This window comes from Pseudomonas sp. NPDC087803 (genome assembly GCF_044742995.1).
GTDB lineage: Bacteria > Pseudomonadota > Gammaproteobacteria > Pseudomonadales > Pseudomonadaceae > Aquipseudomonas.
Window position 1 is genome coordinate 1 of sequence record NZ_JBIUVO010000005.1, and the last position, 14,785, is coordinate 14,785.

At 61.3% G+C, this 14,785-nt stretch carries 14 protein-coding genes; 5 read left to right on the plus strand and 9 right to left on the minus strand.

The genetic code is table 11. The annotated features are described in order from the left end of the window. A partial coding sequence (locus ACIOUG_RS06285; protein WP_401063456.1) for a cbb3-type cytochrome c oxidase subunit I occupies nucleotides 1-555 on the minus strand: 555 nt, incomplete at its 3' end. A 93-nt stretch (nucleotides 556-648) separates the two neighbouring features. Here ACIOUG_RS06285 and ACIOUG_RS06290 point away from each other — a divergent pair. Together ACIOUG_RS06290 and ACIOUG_RS06295 are read left to right on the plus strand one after the other, a co-directional pair. Beyond that, complete coding sequence (locus tag ACIOUG_RS06290; RefSeq protein ID WP_401063458.1) at nucleotides 649-1,326, plus strand: alpha/beta family hydrolase; 678 nt, start codon at nucleotides 649-651, stop codon at nucleotides 1,324-1,326. A 1,052-nt stretch (nucleotides 1,327-2,378) separates the two neighbouring features. Continuing rightward, nucleotides 2,379-2,738 (plus strand): DUF6124 family protein, encoded by a 360-nt coding sequence (locus ACIOUG_RS06295; RefSeq protein ID WP_401063460.1) that lies wholly within the window; start codon nucleotides 2,379-2,381, stop codon nucleotides 2,736-2,738. Nucleotides 2,739-3,004: 266 nt separating this feature from the next. Here ACIOUG_RS06295 and ACIOUG_RS06300 read toward each other — a convergent pair whose 3' ends face one another. The 3 genes from ACIOUG_RS06300 to inhA all read right to left on the minus strand — a co-directional run bounded on the left by ACIOUG_RS06300 (nucleotide 3,005) and on the right by inhA (nucleotide 6,387). Then, nucleotides 3,005-4,570, minus strand: a complete 1,566-nt coding sequence (locus ACIOUG_RS06300) for a PAS domain-containing methyl-accepting chemotaxis protein (protein ID WP_003223402.1) — start codon at nucleotides 4,568-4,570, stop codon at nucleotides 3,005-3,007. 102 nt (nucleotides 4,571-4,672) lie between these two features. Further along, a complete protein-coding gene (locus tag ACIOUG_RS06305; protein ID WP_401063463.1) occupies nucleotides 4,673-5,464 on the minus strand; it encodes a lysostaphin resistance A-like protein in 792 nt (263 codons plus the stop codon). A 236-nt stretch (nucleotides 5,465-5,700) separates the two neighbouring features. Then, a complete protein-coding gene (gene inhA, locus ACIOUG_RS06310) occupies nucleotides 5,701-6,387 on the minus strand; it encodes an isonitrile hydratase (RefSeq protein ID WP_401063465.1) in 687 nt (228 codons plus the stop codon). A gap of 90 nt (nucleotides 6,388-6,477) precedes the next feature. On the opposite strand from inhA, the gene ACIOUG_RS06315 reads away from it, so the two are divergent. Continuing rightward, a complete protein-coding gene (locus ACIOUG_RS06315) occupies nucleotides 6,478-7,461 on the plus strand; it encodes a GlxA family transcriptional regulator (RefSeq protein ID WP_401063468.1) in 984 nt (327 codons plus the stop codon). Here ACIOUG_RS06315 and ACIOUG_RS06320 read toward each other — a convergent pair. The 5 genes from ACIOUG_RS06320 to ACIOUG_RS06340 form a co-directional block, all read right to left on the minus strand. Beyond that, complete coding sequence (locus ACIOUG_RS06320) at nucleotides 7,430-8,323, minus strand: alpha/beta fold hydrolase (RefSeq protein ID WP_401063471.1); 894 nt, start codon at nucleotides 8,321-8,323, stop codon at nucleotides 7,430-7,432. The two genes, ACIOUG_RS06315 and ACIOUG_RS06320, sit on opposite strands and share 32 nt — an antisense overlap. Nucleotides 8,324-8,498: 175 nt before the next feature. Then, on the minus strand, nucleotides 8,499-9,137 hold the full coding sequence (locus tag ACIOUG_RS06325; RefSeq protein ID WP_401063473.1) for a BRCT domain-containing protein: 639 nt from the start codon (nucleotides 9,135-9,137) through the stop codon (nucleotides 8,499-8,501). 12 nt (nucleotides 9,138-9,149) lie between these two features. Further along, entirely contained in the window at nucleotides 9,150-9,539 is a 390-nt protein-coding gene (locus tag ACIOUG_RS06330) for a hypothetical protein (protein WP_401063476.1), read from the minus strand. A gap of 394 nt (nucleotides 9,540-9,933) precedes the next feature. Further along, nucleotides 9,934-11,760: a glycoside hydrolase family 15 protein gene (locus ACIOUG_RS06335; RefSeq protein WP_401063478.1), complete on the minus strand. Its 1,827-nt coding sequence runs from the start codon at nucleotides 11,758-11,760 to the stop codon at nucleotides 9,934-9,936. Next, complete coding sequence (locus ACIOUG_RS06340) at nucleotides 11,753-12,553, minus strand: glucose 1-dehydrogenase (RefSeq protein ID WP_401063481.1); 801 nt, start codon at nucleotides 12,551-12,553, stop codon at nucleotides 11,753-11,755. Before ACIOUG_RS06340 ends, ACIOUG_RS06335 begins: the two co-directional genes overlap by 8 nt. 244 nt (nucleotides 12,554-12,797) lie before the next feature. Between ACIOUG_RS06340 and ACIOUG_RS06345 the strand changes: the two genes are divergently transcribed. Then, nucleotides 12,798-13,970, plus strand: coding sequence for an MFS transporter (locus ACIOUG_RS06345; protein WP_401063484.1), 1,173 nt, complete (start codon nucleotides 12,798-12,800; stop codon nucleotides 13,968-13,970). A gap of 78 nt (nucleotides 13,971-14,048) precedes the next feature. Further along, a complete protein-coding gene (locus ACIOUG_RS06350) occupies nucleotides 14,049-14,783 on the plus strand; it encodes a thioesterase II family protein (RefSeq protein ID WP_401063485.1) in 735 nt (244 codons plus the stop codon). Nucleotides 14,784-14,785 lie beyond the last annotated feature (2 nt).

A 14,785-nucleotide genomic window follows, 5' to 3' on the forward strand; every position in this document is an offset into this window, starting at 1 on the left:
ACTCACCGGAAACTCAAGGTTGTTGACGATGTGCATAATCTCCACGGTGTTGATGAACGCGCCGAAGAACCAGTTGCCGACGTAGATGTGCTTGGTCTTGCGCTGCATGATCGTGCCGAAGAACACGATGGCGTAGGCGACCCAGACGATGGTGATCAGGATGTCGATCGGCCATTCCAGCTCGGCGTATTCCTTGGAACTGGTGTAACCCAGTGGCAGGCTGATCGCCGCCAGCAGGATCACCAGTTGCCAGCCCCAGAAGCAGAACGCGGCGATTTTTGGCGCGAACAATTGGGTCTGGCAGGTGCGTTGTACCGAGTAGAACGAACTGGCGAACAGTGCGCAGCCACCGAAAGCGAAGATCACCGCGTTGGTGTGCAGCGGGCGCAGACGGCCGAAACTGGTCCAGGGCAAATTGAAGTTGAGTTCGGGCCAGACCAATTGGGCCGCGAGAAAAACTCCGAGCCCCATACCGACGATGCCCCACACCACCGTCATAATGGCGAATTGGCGGACCACCTTGTAGTTGTAGGCGGTACTGATAGAAGTGTTCATGGTTCCCCATCCACGGTTCAGCCGAAGTGAGCGCGCGCAAGACGTCGCGAATCCTTCGTCTGGAGTTATAGGCAGACTAAAAGCGAGGCAAGCATGGACAAACAGCACAAGGCCAGTATTGACGGGGATCAATGGGCGCAGTGCGTGCGCGATCATGGGTGGCTTTGGGACGCCGCAGTTGGCGAGGCTTCGGCGACGTTGATCCTGGCCCACGGTGCTGGTGCGCCGATGGACAGTGAGTGGATGTCGGATATGGCTGGGCGCCTTGCTGCATTGGGCGTGAACGTGTTGCGGTTTGAGTTTCCTTATATGGCGCAGCGGCGGGTGGATGGCAGTAAACGGCCGCCTAATCCGGCGCCGAAACTGCTGGAATGCTGGCGTGAGGTTTATGGCTTGGTGCGACTTCATGTCGCTGGGGTTTTGGCGATTGGCGGGAAGTCGATGGGGGGGCGGATGGCCAGTCTTTTGGCTGACGAGTTGGGTGTTGATGCGCTTGTCTGCCTCGGGTATCCGTTTTATGCGGTTGGGAAACCTGAGAAACCGCGGGTGGAGCATTTGGCTTCTTTGCGGACTCGGACGTTGATTGTTCAGGGGGAGCGGGATGCGCTTGGCAATCGGGACGCTGTCGAGGCTTATGATTTATCGCCGAGTATTGAGGTGTTCTGGTTGGCGGCGGGGGATCATGATTTGAAGCCGTTGAAGGTTTCGGGGTTTACGCATTCGGATCATTTGGGCAGAGCTGCGCAGAAGGTTGCTTCGTTTCTTCGATGAAATTTGGGTGTATATCCGTTGCTGCGGTCACGGCGGCTTAGGGTTCCGCCCTTACGGCGGGTCACTTTTTCCAGGCGCCGAAAAAGTAACCAAAAAGGCTTGCTCCTGCGTTCGGCCCGCTCGCTGGGGCTCGGGGTCCCTTCGCTCCGGGCTCCATCCGGGCGCATCGCCTCCGGTTTGCTTCGCTGCACCTCCTCTCGATGCGTTTGGCTGCGCCAAACGGTCGCTGCGCTCCCACCCCCGGATGAATCCCTCCACTCAGCCTTCCGACGTCGCCCGTGGATCAAAATCAAGATCAAGAGCGACAGCCGAGCTTGCGCTCATCCTGGAGTGGGGCGGCTGCGCCGCGGGTTTTGTGTAGGAGCTGCCGAAGGCTGCGATCTTTTGATCTTGATCTTGTGGGAGCTGGCCTGTCAGAGATGACGGCCTACGACCCGACCATTCTGTTACTGATGCACCCGACCCTACTGTAGGAGTGAGCCTGCTCGCGATGGCGCCCTGACATCCAACTAATTCCTGACCAAATGCACTCAATTCATTGTGGGAGCTGGCTTGCCAGCGATGGTGGCATTACAACCGACCAATTCCTTACTGATGCGCCCGGTCCAAATGTGGGAGCCAGCCTGCTCGCGAAAATGGTCTGACAGACACCATAAAAAAACAGGGTGTTTGCGGATTTTTCTGTCGGTAAACGCAATCCTGCAGGCGCGTTTAAATCACACAAACCGTTACGCCACCGGACCTACAACACCTTGCGCCGTTACCTACGCGTACGCCAGAATCCGCCGGCTTACGCGGCTATGGGCCGGGCTATATCGTTTCCCTGTCACTGAAAATCAGTGATCGGGTTTGGTAGCCCGTCTGTAATAGCTGTATGGCAACACCTATTCAGTCTCTTTCTTGAGGCTCGGTTTTATGGTGGTCATGCGTGGGGCTCATTCGTGAGCGCCGGGTTCCTATTGCAGCCGGTCTACCAACCCGCGTATGGCCACCACCCATCGTTTGGTAGCGTGGGTGATGGCTCCTTGAAATCTGCGATAGGAGTTACATCCATGTTCAAAGCCACGCCCAACCCACCAGAAGCTGATCCAACCCCTCACCACCCAGAGCTTGAGTCGCAAAAGACAAAAGACGCCGCCGACCGCGCACTCGACTATTACCTCGGCCCCGATATCCCGAAGTACTTCCCACCCAAGGCCCGCCCCATCTACATGGTCGATCCCACGCTCGATGACGAAACACTGCTCGTCGAAGCCAGTGAATCACTGTCATCAGCCAACGCCATGGCCGGCAATATCGCCAACTCGGTGAAAGGTCCGGAGCGCAAACCGCTGCTGGCATTGCAACAGGTGATCATGCTGAACGAGCTGTTGGTCAATCGACTGCTGGATAAGCTGAAGTTGTCTCAATAATTTTGCTGGCCGTTATGGCCTCATCGCGAGCAGGCTCACTCCTACAGAGGATCGTCGCCGGGCACATGCTCTGTGATTACCGCAGATCAACAGTGGGAACGAGCCTGCTCGCGATTGCGATCTGCCAAGCACCATCACTTTCAGGCTGGCAATAAAAAACCCGGAAGCTTTCGCCGTCCGGGCTTTGAAGATCAAAAGATCGCAGCCTTCGGCAGCTCCTACAGGTGATCGGTGTAGGAGCTGCCGCAGGCTGCGATCTTTTGCTTTTAGCGGTTAAACCGCTCCACCAACGAATATTGCGTGTTGGCAGTCTTGGTCAGCTCTTCACTCAGCAACGCCGAGTTATGTGCCTGTTCCGAAGTCTGGTCCGCCAGTTCCGAAATATTGCTGATGTTGCGGCTGATCTCCTCAGCCACCGCACTTTGCTCTTCGGTCGCCGCAGCGATCTGGGTGGTCATGTCGGTGATGTTGGCCACCGCTTCGCTGATGCCGACCAGGGCCTGATCCGCTTCCAGCACCCGCGCCACACCTTCTTCGGCCTGGCGATGCCCGGCTTCCATGGTTTGCACGGCACTGCTCGCAGTCTGTTGCAGCTTGGCGATCAGGGCGTGGATCTGGCCGGTGGATTCGCTGGTGCGTTGCGCCAGTTGACGGACTTCGTCAGCTACCACGGCGAAGCCACGGCCCATCTCGCCGGCACGGGCGGCTTCGATCGCGGCGTTGAGCGCGAGCAGGTTGGTCTGGTCGGCGATGCCTTTGATCACGTCGACCACGCCGCCGATTTCGTCGCTGTCCTTGGCCAGTTGGGTGACGGTCAGGCCGGTTTCGCCGACCACCACCGACAGGCGCTGGATGGCTTCGCGGGTTTCCCCGGCGATGTCGCGGCCGCGACCGGTCAGGCGGTTGGCTTCCTGGGTGGCGTCGGCAGTGCGCTGCACGTGGCTGGCCACTTCTTGCGTGGTGGCCGCCATCTGGTTGACGGCGGTGGCGACCTGTTCGGTTTCCACGCGCTGACGTTCCAGACCGCTGGAGCTGTTGTGCGCCAGGGCGTCGGACTGTTTGGCCTGATCGGTCAGGTGCTCGGCGGTGTCCTGCAGACGGGTCAGGCAGGTTTTCAGGCGGGCTTCCTGGCTGAGGATCGACATTTCCAGACGCGCTTGCGCGCCACGGCTGTCGGTGTACATCTGCGCGATCAGCGGGTCGGAGGTGGTCTGTTCGGCCAGGCGCAGCAGGCGCTTGAGCCCGCGTTGTTGCCATTGCAGGCCCATCAGGCCCAGCGGCACCGACAGGCCAGCGGCCAGGGCGAAGCCCCAGTGCGAGTTAAGGGTCGCGCCGATAACGAAGCTCAACTGGCTGACCAGAATGAACGGCAGCCAGTCCTGCAGCACCGGCAGCCACTTGTCGCTGGAAGGGATCGCCGACTTGCCCTGGTTGATGCGTTGGTAGAGCGCTTCGGCACGGCGGATCTGTTCGGCGGTGGGTTTGATCCGCACCGACTCGTAACCGACCACCTGATTGCCGTCGAACACCGGTGTCACGTAGGCGTTCACCCAGTAGTGGTCACCGGATTTGCAGCGATTCTTGACAATGCCCATCCATGGCAAGCCTTGTTTCAGTGTGCCCCACATGTGCGAAAACACCGCCGCCGGGACGTCGGGGTGACGAACCAGGTTGTGCGGCGCACGGATCAGCTCTTCACGCGAAAACCCGCTGATTTCGACGAAAGCGTCGTTGCAGTAGGTGATCACGCCTTTGGCGTCGGTTGTGGAAATCAACCGCTGCTGAGCCGGGAAAGTCCGTTCGCGTTGTGTAATGGGCTGGTTATTACGCATGGTTTTTCAATCCGCAAGGCTTTGAAAGGTTGTCGGCGATGTCAGGAAATTATTGAAGTTTTTTTTCAGATATAAGTACGGCGTCGCAAAACCGCTCTTGCTTCAAGCGGCCAGCATCGGATAGGTGAACAGCGCAAAATGCACCAGGTTCAGCCCGAAATGTGTGGCGATCGCCGCCGCCAGTCCGCCGAAACGGTAGGCCAGACCATAGCCGACACCCGCCAGCCCCGCGAGCAACACCCAGTGCCAGCCGGCACCCACGTGCGCCAAGCCAAAGATCAACGACGCCAGCAGCAGGGCAAGGTTGTCGCCGTGCGGCAGGTGCTTGAACAGGCGGCTCAAACCGCCCTGTATATAGCCCCGAAACAGCGCCTCCTCGACCAGCGTCACCAGCAACAGGTTGTTCAGCAGCCACAGCCACGCCTGATCGGGCCACTTCGGCGCCCAGGCAATCATGCCGAACAGAAGCGCTCCGCCCAGCGCCATTACGGCGCTCAACATCAGGCCCAGGACACTGGCGAACACCGTCAGACGCAGCGAGCGGGCCGCGACAATCCACGGGCAGGCCAGCAACAGCCAGAAGCCGAGCAAGGGTTTGTCCAGATTGAGGTACATCACGAACGGCACGGCGTCGTCGGTAAAACGCATCCGGGCGATGGCCCGACCGTTGTCGAACCCCGGCAACCAGTGCAGCGCCAGCGACAGGGCGAGGAAGATAAACAGCGCGTGCCCCAACAACCGCGCCACCGGCACCTGCGGTTGGCGCACAGCGAGACCGGCCACCAGCAGCAGCCCCACGGAAATCAGCGCGAGCCAGCCGAGGTGACCCATGCTCAGCGCCCACCCGTAACCGAGGCTGAGAAGGGCCAGATAGAGCCATGGCAACGCCTTCATCGAAAGTCCTTGTGCAGAATTTTGTGGAAGGGCTTTCTACACGGGTGAGGGCGTGGGGACAAGTAAAGGTGTGGCGGGAGGTGGGGACAAACTCCAAACCTGAGGCCATCCACAAAACCCATTGTGGGAGCGGGCTTGCTCGCGAATGCGGTGTGTCAGACAACATCCATGTCGCCTGACACACCCTCTTCGCGAGCAAGCCCGCTCCCACAGGGAATTTGTGTCTGGCTGAGGAATCAGCGCAAATCGAGTTTCGCCGCGGCGCGCTCGGTGATTTCCGTGCGCAGTTTCAACGATGGCGCTGCACGGTGTCGGGCCTCTTCGACGACAGCACTCGGCGCCGTCTGCGGACTGCCCGATTCAAACGGCGGTGCCGGCGCATATTCCAGTTGCAGTTGAATCAACTGCGCCGCCTCAGCCCCCACCAGTTCAGCCGCCAGCACCAGCGCAAAGTCGATCCCCGCGGTAATCCCGCCACCGGTAAACAGATTGCCGTCGCGCACCACCCGGTCCTGCACCGCAATTGCGCCGAGTTTCGGCAGCAGTTCGTGATAGGCCCAATGCGTGGTCGCGCGTTTGCCTTTCAGCAGGCCCGCCGCGCCCAGCACCAGCGAACCGGTGCACACCGACGTCACATACTTGGCCTGCGCCGCCTGATGCTTGATGAAGCCCAGCGTCTGCTCATCTTCCATCAGCGGCCCGACCCCGGCGCCGCCGGGAACGCAGATCACATCCAGATCCGGGCAGTCCTCGAAGGTGGTGGTCGGTTTCAACAGCAGGCCGGTGCTGGCGGTGACCGGCACCAGATCTTTCCAGATCAGATGCACCTGCACGTCCGGCAGCGAGGCCAGCACGTCATAGGGACCGGTCAGGTCGAGTTGCTGCACCTGCGGAAACAACAGAAAACCGATCTGCAACGTCATGGGGGTGTTTCTCCATTTGAGGGGTGGACGGCTTCACTGTAGGCGCGTAGGTTCTGGCGTATACGCCAATTACCCCACGAATTACGCCAAATGCCCAAAGCCATTCATGTACTCGCGTTTGCCAACATGCAGATCCTCGACGTCACCGGCCCGCTGCAAGTGTTCGCCTCGGCCAACGACATCGCCCGCCAGCGCGGCTTGCCGGTGCCGTATGCGCCGTCGGTAATCGCCAGTGGGGGCGGGGCGGTGATGTCCTCGGCGGGGCTGGCGGTGCTGGCCGAACCGTTGCCGCAGCAGGCCAGCGATACCTTGATCATCGCCGGTGGCTGGGGCATTTACCCGGCGGCGGAAGATGTGCCGCTGGTGGATTGGGTGCGCGAGCATGCGGCGAAATGCCGACGCGTGGCCTCGGTCTGCACCGGCGCTTTCCTCCTGGCGGCAAGCGGCTGGCTCGACGGACGTCGCGTGGTCACCCATTGGACCCGCTGCGAACAACTGGCGCAGCAGCACCCGAAATTGCAGGTCGAAGCCAACCCGATCTTCATCAACGACGGCCCGGTCTGGACCTCGGCCGGCGTCACCGCCGGCATCGATCTGGCCTTGGCGATGGTCGAGGAAGATCTGGGCCGCGACATCGCCCTCGACGTCGCCCGGCATCTGGTGGTGTTCCTCAAACGCCCCGGCGGGCAATCGCAATTCAGCGTGACCCTGGCCCTGCAGAATCAGGGCAATCGCTTTGATGAACTGCACGCCTGGATCGCCGAAAACCTCACCTGTGACCTCGGCGTCCCGACCCTGGCCGAACAGGCCGGCATGAGCGAACGCAGCTTCGTTCGCCACTACCGCGCCGACACCGGCCAGACCCCGGCCCGCGCCATCGAACTGATCCGCGTCGAAACCGCGCGGCGTCTGCTCAGTGACACCGGGCTGCCGGTGAAACGGATTGCCGCCAATTGCGGGTTTGGCAGTGAAGAAACCTTGCGTCGCAGTTTTTTGCGGGCGATCGGCGTGACGCCGCAGGCGTATCGGGAGCGGTTTTCGGTCAGTGCTGGAGCAGATCCAGTAATGCCTTGAGGGTTTGCTGCGGTGCTTCTTCGGGAATGTTGTGGCCGACACCGGGCAGCACGCGCCTTTCGTACAGGCCGGTGAAGTGCGCCATGTCTTGATCTTCTTCCGGCGCCGGACCGACCCCGTCGTCGGCACCGCACAGGGAAATAGTCGGCACGCTGATCGGCGGTTGTTTGATCAACGCGTCTTCCATCCATTGCAGCGCCGGATCGCCTGCAGCGTACATGAAGCGATGACGGTAGGAATGAATCACCACGTCAACGAAGTCCGGGTTGTCGAAGGCCGGAGCGCTCAGCGGATAACGCTCGGAGTTACGTGCCCAGGTCGGTGACCACAATCTCCAGAGCAATTCACACAAAGCCTGCCGGTCTTGCGTCAGGCCTGCGACGCCGCGGGGCGTGTGGAAATAGTACTGGTACCAATAACGGTGCTCGGTCTCGGGGTCCAGTGGACGGGTCGAATTGGCGATGTCCTGCACGTTATAGCCATCCCCCGTCACCAACCCGCGTACCCGCTCGGGAAACAACGCCGCAACGATGCACGCTGCCCGACCGCCCCAGTCGTAACCGCAAAGCGTGGCCTGTTCGATACCCAGCGCATCCATCAACTCCAGCAAATCCTGAGCGAGGGCCGCTTGCTGGCCGGAGCGCAATGTTTCGGGGTGGATGAAGCGAGTCGGCCCGTAACCGCGCAGGTACGGGACGATCACCCGATAACCGTGGGCGGCGAGGACCGGGGCGATTTCGTCGTACGCCCGAGGCGAGTAGGGGAAACCGTGAAGCAATATGACCGCGTCGCCGTTGGACGGGCCGTGCTGTTCAAAGGCAACGGTCAAGTTCGGTGTCAGTACGCGTTGAATGACAGACACGGCAGACTCCACAGCAATGGGCATCAGGCAACACTAGACCATTCCTGTGTGGCGAGGGAGCTTGCTCCCGCTGGTGCGCAGCAGGTCCATTGGCGTATGGGGTCGCTACGCAACCCGGCGGGAGCAAGCTCCCTCGCCACAGGTGGGGGCACCACTTGTTGGCCACCGTTCCTGGTTAGCCGAACAGCACCTTTTGCCAATGATCTTCGCTGATGATCGCAATCGGCACGCCGCTCTCTCTAAGTTCTACGGCTTTCTTGATCTTGGTGCCGTAGGTGCTGTGAAGCCACTGATCATTGCCAATGCTGCCGACCACCAGATAATGAATTTTTTTGCTGACCGAACCACCGATAAGGCCGCCGCGTTCGAGGATCTGCGACTCACACTCCTTACGGGGCCCATAGGCCATTACGCCTGTAAACAGAAAGACCCGATCAATCAGGCATAACTCCGGGGCCGGGTTGTCGAGAGGAAGGCTGGCAGGAGCAGCAAATGCTGGTGTTTGTGTTGGTGCGACTGGCAGCCCGGTGAAATGATGCAGCATTTCCAACAGCTCCGCAGACTCGTCGGCGTCTAGAACTCCATCGCTGAGCATGTCGGCAAGACGTCTGTAAAGGATGTTCACAACCGGATCATCCAAGTGCACCAAATGGGTTTCAATCCAGGTTCTGAGAAACTCGGCTTCTTGTTGGTTGATCGTGCCGTCAGCGGCAAGACCGGCTGCGATGCCGATGAGAGCATCGACCGAGCGCCGCTCGATTCTTGCCTGGTGGAAGAAAGCACTGCTCTGAAATTCCTGATGCAAATCGACCATCGTTGCTTCTCCTTAAGCCTCGGCTTCCGCCAGCTGATTGAAATACTTCGTCCGATCCGGAGTAAACGTCACCCGCATTTTCGTCCGCGAACAGGTCAGCGAGCGTTCTTCACCCAGATCAATATCCAGATCCTCACCACGCAATCCTTGCCACTGCGCCAGGTACTTCAGCGAGCCGTATTTTTCGTTTTTCTTCAGGCTGCGGCTCACGCCGCCTTTCCAGCCGAGTACCGGCAGTTCGCCGGCGAGGCATTGGTGGGCGAGGTCGGGGAAGCGGGTGGCGCGCTGGCGGCCGATTTCCCAGCATTTGATCAGGCCTTTGTCGGCGGCTTCCCAGAGTTGGCTGCGGGTCAGGCCGGTGCGCAGGGGCGTGGCGATGGGGCGGTGGACGTGCTGGGTCATTCTGGTTCCTTGAATTCGGGTTTTATTGGACAGCTCCGCTGTGCCCGTTGCGGTGGATGGTAGGGGGGGATGTAACAGCTGGCAACAGGGTATTTCAGGGTGTAAGTGCAGGTTGCAGGGGAGGGAGTGAGCGGAATTTGTTTAAACGAAGTAGGGCCTGAATCACATGAATTGTGGTGAGGGGATTTATCCCCGATCGACTGCGCAGCAGGCGCAAAGCCATGCAATGCGGTACTGCTCAGGAAATGACAAGGGGAAGATCGGGGCCGCTTCCGCAGCCCGTCGGGGATAAATCCCCTCACCACAGGGGATCTGATTTTGTTTATTTGTGTGTAGGAATTAGTCCTGCAAAACCCGAGTTGTCAGGGAGATTTCCGACAGAGTGCGGCGAATATTACGGCTGCCAAACACTCTTCTCCCCACTCAACCGCCGATCGAGAAAACTCGCCGCACTGATCAGCGCCAGATGCGTCAGCGCCTGTGGGGTGTTGCCCAGATGGCGGCCCTTGCTGTCGAACTCTTCGGCGTACAGGCCCAGTGGGTTGGCATAACGCAGCAGTTGTTCGAACTCCAGGTGGGCCTTTTCCACCTGACCGGCGCGGGCCAGGCATTCGACGTACCAGAATGAGCAGGCGGCGAAGGCGCCTTCGGTGCCGGTCAAACCGTCGATGTTGGCGTCATCGTTGCGATAGCGGTAGACCATGCCGTCGCGCACCAGATGCTTTTCGATCGCTTCAAGGGTCGACAGCCAGCGCGGGTCCTTGGCGCTGACGAAGCGCACCAGCGGCATCAGCAGCATCGAACCGTCGAGCGCGGTGCCGCCTTTGTACTGGACGAAATGCCCGCGTTCCTCGTTCCAGAAGTTGTCCCAGATGTCGGCGTAGATCGCCTGCCGGGTCTGATCCCACTGGACGAACGGCGCCGGCAGCGAGCGTTTCGAGGCCAGGCGAATAGCCCGGTCGAGTGCCACCCAGCACATCAGTCGCGAGTGCAGGAAGTGATGCTGCTCACCGCGCATTTCCCAAATGCCGACATCGGTTGTCTGCCAGGTCTCACACACTTGATCGACCACTTCGCGCACGTGTTTCCAGCCCTGGTGGGAAATCGCGTCGCCGTACTTGTTGACCAGATACACCGCGTCCATCAGTTCGCCAAAGATATCGAGCTGAATCTGGTCATACGCGCCATTGCCGATGCGCACCGGTTGCGCACCGCCATGGCCGGAGAGGTGCGTGAGTTCGGTTTCCGGCAGTTGCTGACGGCCGTCGATGGCATAGAGGATGTTGAGTTTGGTTGAATGCCCCTGGCAATCGCTGACCCGTCCACGCAGCCAGCCCATGTAGGCGTTGGCCTCATCGACAAAGCCCAGGCGCATGAACGCGTAGACGGTGAACGAAGCGTCGCGGATCCAGGTGTAGCGGTAATCCCAGTTACGCTCGCCGCCGGGGGTTTCCGGCAGGCCGAAGGTGGCGGCGGCGAGGATCGCGCCGTGCTTGCGCGAGGTCAGCAGCTTCAGCGCGAGGGCCGAGCGATTGACCATCTCCCGCCAGCGCCCGCGATAGTTGGATTGGCCGATCCAGTCGCGCCAGAATTTCAGCGTGCGTTCCAGGCACATTTTGGCGGCGTCATCCTTGCAACGTGGATCGTCGGCGCCGCCGAGGATGAATTCGGCGGTCTCGTTCTGTTTCAAACTGAAGGAGGCGACCGCCGACGCGCCATCAACGTGCAGCGCCTGATCCGCCACCAGCCGCAGCGAGGGCTGGCCCTCGGCGCTGAACATCACCGATTGTTGATCCATCTGCGCCCGGGTGTCGGCACGGGCGTAGTCATGGCGCACCGCGCAGCGCATTTGAAAAGTCGCTTCACCGCTGACCACCCGCACCCGGCGCATCAGCAGCGGCAGATCATCGACGCTGTCGCCGATCGGCAGCAGGTCGGTGATTTCCACCACGGCCTGTTCGCTGAGCCAGCGCGTTTGCAGCACGTTAGTGTCCGGCAGGTAGATCTGCTCGCGCCGGGCATCGGGCAAGTCCGGCGCGAGCTGGAAAATCCCCGCCTCGGGCGTATCGAGCAGCGCACAGAAGATCGACGGACTGTCGAATTCCGGCCAGCAGAAAAAATCCACGCTGCCCTTGTCGTTGACCAGGGCAGCACTGCGCAGATCGCCGATGATGCCGTGGGCGTCAATCGGGCTTTGTCGTTCAGGATGATGCTCAGCCATTGCCGCGAAACTCCGGATAAAGACTCATGCCGCCGTCGATGAACAGGGTGGTGCCGACGATGTAGTCGGCGGCGTCGGAAGCGAGAAACACCACCGCGTTGGCGATGTCCTCGACATCGCCGATGCGTCCGTAAGGGATCAGCTCCAGCAGCTTTTCACCGGCCGCGCCTTCGGTGGCGTCCTGGTTGATGGCGGTGCGAATCGCTCCCGGCGCGATGCCGTTGATGCGAATGCGCTGCTGGCTGACTTCCTGGGCGAGGGTCTGCATCAACTGATCGACGCCGCCCTTGGACGCCGCGTAGTTGACGTGCCCGGCCCACGGAATACGTTGATGCACCGAACTCATGTGAATGATCTTGCCGGCGGCGCGGGACACGCCTTCACGCACCCCTTGGCGGTTGAAAATCCGCAGCGCGGCGCGGGCGCAGAGGAACTGCCCGGTGAGGTTGACGCCGATCACCGTGTTCCAGTCTTCGAGGGTCATGTCGACCGCCGCGGCGTCTTTTTGCAGGCCGGAATTGGCCACCAGAATGTCCAGCGCACCAAAGGCCTCGAGGGTTTCGGCGAACAGCCGTTCGACCTCATCCTCCTTCGATACATCGGCGCCGATGGCCAGCGCCTGGCCGCCGTCGGCGATGATCTGCCGGGCCAGCGCTTCGGCGGGTTCGGCCTGACGGTTGTAATTGATGACGACGGCTGCACCGGCAGCGGCCAGGGCTCTGGCGGCGGCGTGACCGATGCCGGAGCTGGCGCCGGTGATCAGGGCTACTTGGCGGGCGAGGGAAATCTGCATGCGAAATCGTGCCTTGGGTGGGGACTTATTCAGCTGACTGGTTTCAAGCGGAGAGAGTTCAAGGGCAAAGAGCAAAAGATCGCAGCCTTCGGCAGCTCCTACAGGGAAATGCGTTCACCGGTAGGAGCTGCGGCACGCTGCGATCTTTTGCTGTTCAAGGCCTTCACACTCCACCAACAATTCCCCGCTTCCACGCCCGTCAGCCTTTATGGCAACTTGGCCGCCCCTGATGAGGCAGCAACCCATGGCAAACCCCTACCGCGAATTATTCACCGCCCCCGGCGCCCGGGCTTTTGTCCTGGCCGGGATGATCGCGCGCATGCCGATTTCCATGACCGGTATCGGCGTGATCACCATGCTCTCGCAACTCAAGGGCGGGTACGCACTGGCCGGGGCGGTGGCGGCGACATTTGCCCTGGCCACCGCGTTTTGTGCGCCGCAGGTCTCGCGTCTGGTGGATCGTTTCGGTCAGGGCAAGGTGCTGCCGCTGTCGGCCTTGATCGGCGGCGGAGCGCTGTTGATGTTGCTGCTGTGCACGCGCTTGCAGGCGCCGACCTGGACGCTGTTCATCTTCGCCGCGCTGGCCGGCTGCATGCCGAGCATGTCAGCGATGGTGCGCGCGCGCTGGACCGAGATCTATCGCGGCCAGCCGCAATTGCAGACCGCCTACGCGCTGGAATCAGTGCTCGATGAAGTGTGTTTCATCGTCGGGCCGCCGCTGTCGGTAGGTCTGTGTGTGGTGGCGTTTCCCGAGGCCGGGCCGTTGGCCGCGCTGCTGGCGCTGGCGATCGGGGTCACGGCGTTTGTCGCCCAGCGCAGCACCGAACCGGCGGTGCACCCGCAGGAATCGCAGCATCAGGGCTCGATCATTCGCTCGACCGACATTCAATGGCTGCTGGGGTTGATGGTCGCCATGGGGGTGATCGTCGGCGTGATCGATGTGGTCAGTGTTGCGTTCGCCCAGCAACAGGGGCAGCCGGCGGCGGCGAGCATCGTCTTGTCGGTGTACGCCATCGGTTCGTGTCTGGCCGGTATCGCTTTCGGCGCGATGCGCTCGACCCTGCCGTTGCCACGACTGTTCCTGTATGGCGGCATCGCCACCGCCGTGACCACGCTGCCGCTGTTGCTCGCGAGCAATATTTTCGGCTTGTCGCTGGCGGTGTTTGTCGCCGGGCTGTTTTTCTCGCCGACGCTGATCGTCGCCATGGCGCTGATCGAACGCATCGTGCCGCCGGCCAAACTCACCGAAGGTCTGACCTGGCTGGTGACCGGTCTGAGCATCGGCGTGGCGCTCGGGGCGGCGGGAGCCGGCGCGCTGGTCGACGCCTTCGGCGCACGCAGCGGTTTCTGGCTGGCGATTGTCGCCGGGGCGGTGGTGCTGACGGCGGCGGTGCAGAGTTTCCGTCATTTGAAATGAGCCGCGCTGGCTCACAAGGCTAATTTGCGCAGGGTGGTCTTCGTTCATTTATACAGACAACTTTTCGAGGTAAGCCGGGTGACTCAGCTGACATTGCTGTGCCTTCCTTATTCGGGCGCCAGTGCCATGGTCTACAGCCGCTGGCGGCGCAAGCTGCCGCAGTGGCTGACGTTGCAGCCGGTGGAACTGCCCGGGCGCGGTGCGCGTTTCAGCGAGCCGCTGCAAACCGACATGCGCACTCTGGCGCAGCAACTGGCCGCCGAGCTGCAACCGTCCTTGCGCGCACCGTACGCGATCTTCGGCCACAGCCTCGGCGCGCTGCTGGCCTGCGAGCTGGCGCACGCATTGCGGGCGCTGGGCCTGCCGGAGCCGGTGGCGCTGTTCGCCTCGGGGACTGCGGCGCCGACCATGCGCAGCGACTATGATCGCGGTTTCGCCGAACCCAAGACCGACGCCGAACTGATCGAGCAGTTGCGTACCCTCAATGGCACCAGCGAAGAAGTGCTGGCCAGCGCCGAACTCATGAGCCTGACCTTGCCGATCCTGCGCGCCGACTTTCTGCTGTGCGGCACGTTCCGCCCGGTCCAGCGTGCGCTGCTCAAATGCCCGGTTCACGTGCTGGGCGGCACCACCGACCGCGCCACCACCGAACAACTGATCGGCTGGAGCAAGGAAACCCTCGGCAGCTTCTCCGTGGACATGCTGGCCGGTGGGCACTTTTTCATTCATGAACATGAAGCCAGGGTGCTCAAGGTGATCAAGGATCAACTTGAGGTGCACCATCGCCGGCACGCCATGGCGGCCACGGCCTGACA

Bases quoted from the DNA above. Each gene is read 5' to 3' on its own strand.
- ACIOUG_RS06290 (WP_401063458.1), top strand. From the start codon at position 649: ATGGACAAACAGCACAAGGCCAGTATTGACGGGGATCAATGGGCGCAG.
- ACIOUG_RS06295 (WP_401063460.1), top strand. From the start codon at position 2,379: ATGTTCAAAGCCACGCCCAACCCACCAGAAGCTGATCCAACCCCTCAC.
- ACIOUG_RS06300 (WP_003223402.1), bottom strand. From the start codon at position 4,570: ATGCGTAATAACCAGCCCATTACACAACGCGAACGGACTTTCCCGGCT.
- ACIOUG_RS06305 (WP_401063463.1), bottom strand. From the start codon at position 5,464: ATGAAGGCGTTGCCATGGCTCTATCTGGCCCTTCTCAGCCTCGGTTAC.
- inhA (WP_401063465.1), bottom strand. From the start codon at position 6,387: ATGACGTTGCAGATCGGTTTTCTGTTGTTTCCGCAGGTGCAGCAACTC.
- ACIOUG_RS06315 (WP_401063468.1), top strand. From the start codon at position 6,478: ATGCCCAAAGCCATTCATGTACTCGCGTTTGCCAACATGCAGATCCTC.
- ACIOUG_RS06325 (WP_401063473.1), bottom strand. From the start codon at position 9,137: ATGGTCGATTTGCATCAGGAATTTCAGAGCAGTGCTTTCTTCCACCAG.
- ACIOUG_RS06330 (WP_401063476.1), bottom strand. From the start codon at position 9,539: ATGACCCAGCACGTCCACCGCCCCATCGCCACGCCCCTGCGCACCGGC.
- ACIOUG_RS06335 (WP_401063478.1), bottom strand. From the start codon at position 11,760: ATGGCTGAGCATCATCCTGAACGACAAAGCCCGATTGACGCCCACGGC.
- ACIOUG_RS06340 (WP_401063481.1), bottom strand. From the start codon at position 12,553: ATGCAGATTTCCCTCGCCCGCCAAGTAGCCCTGATCACCGGCGCCAGC.
- ACIOUG_RS06345 (WP_401063484.1), top strand. From the start codon at position 12,798: ATGGCAAACCCCTACCGCGAATTATTCACCGCCCCCGGCGCCCGGGCT.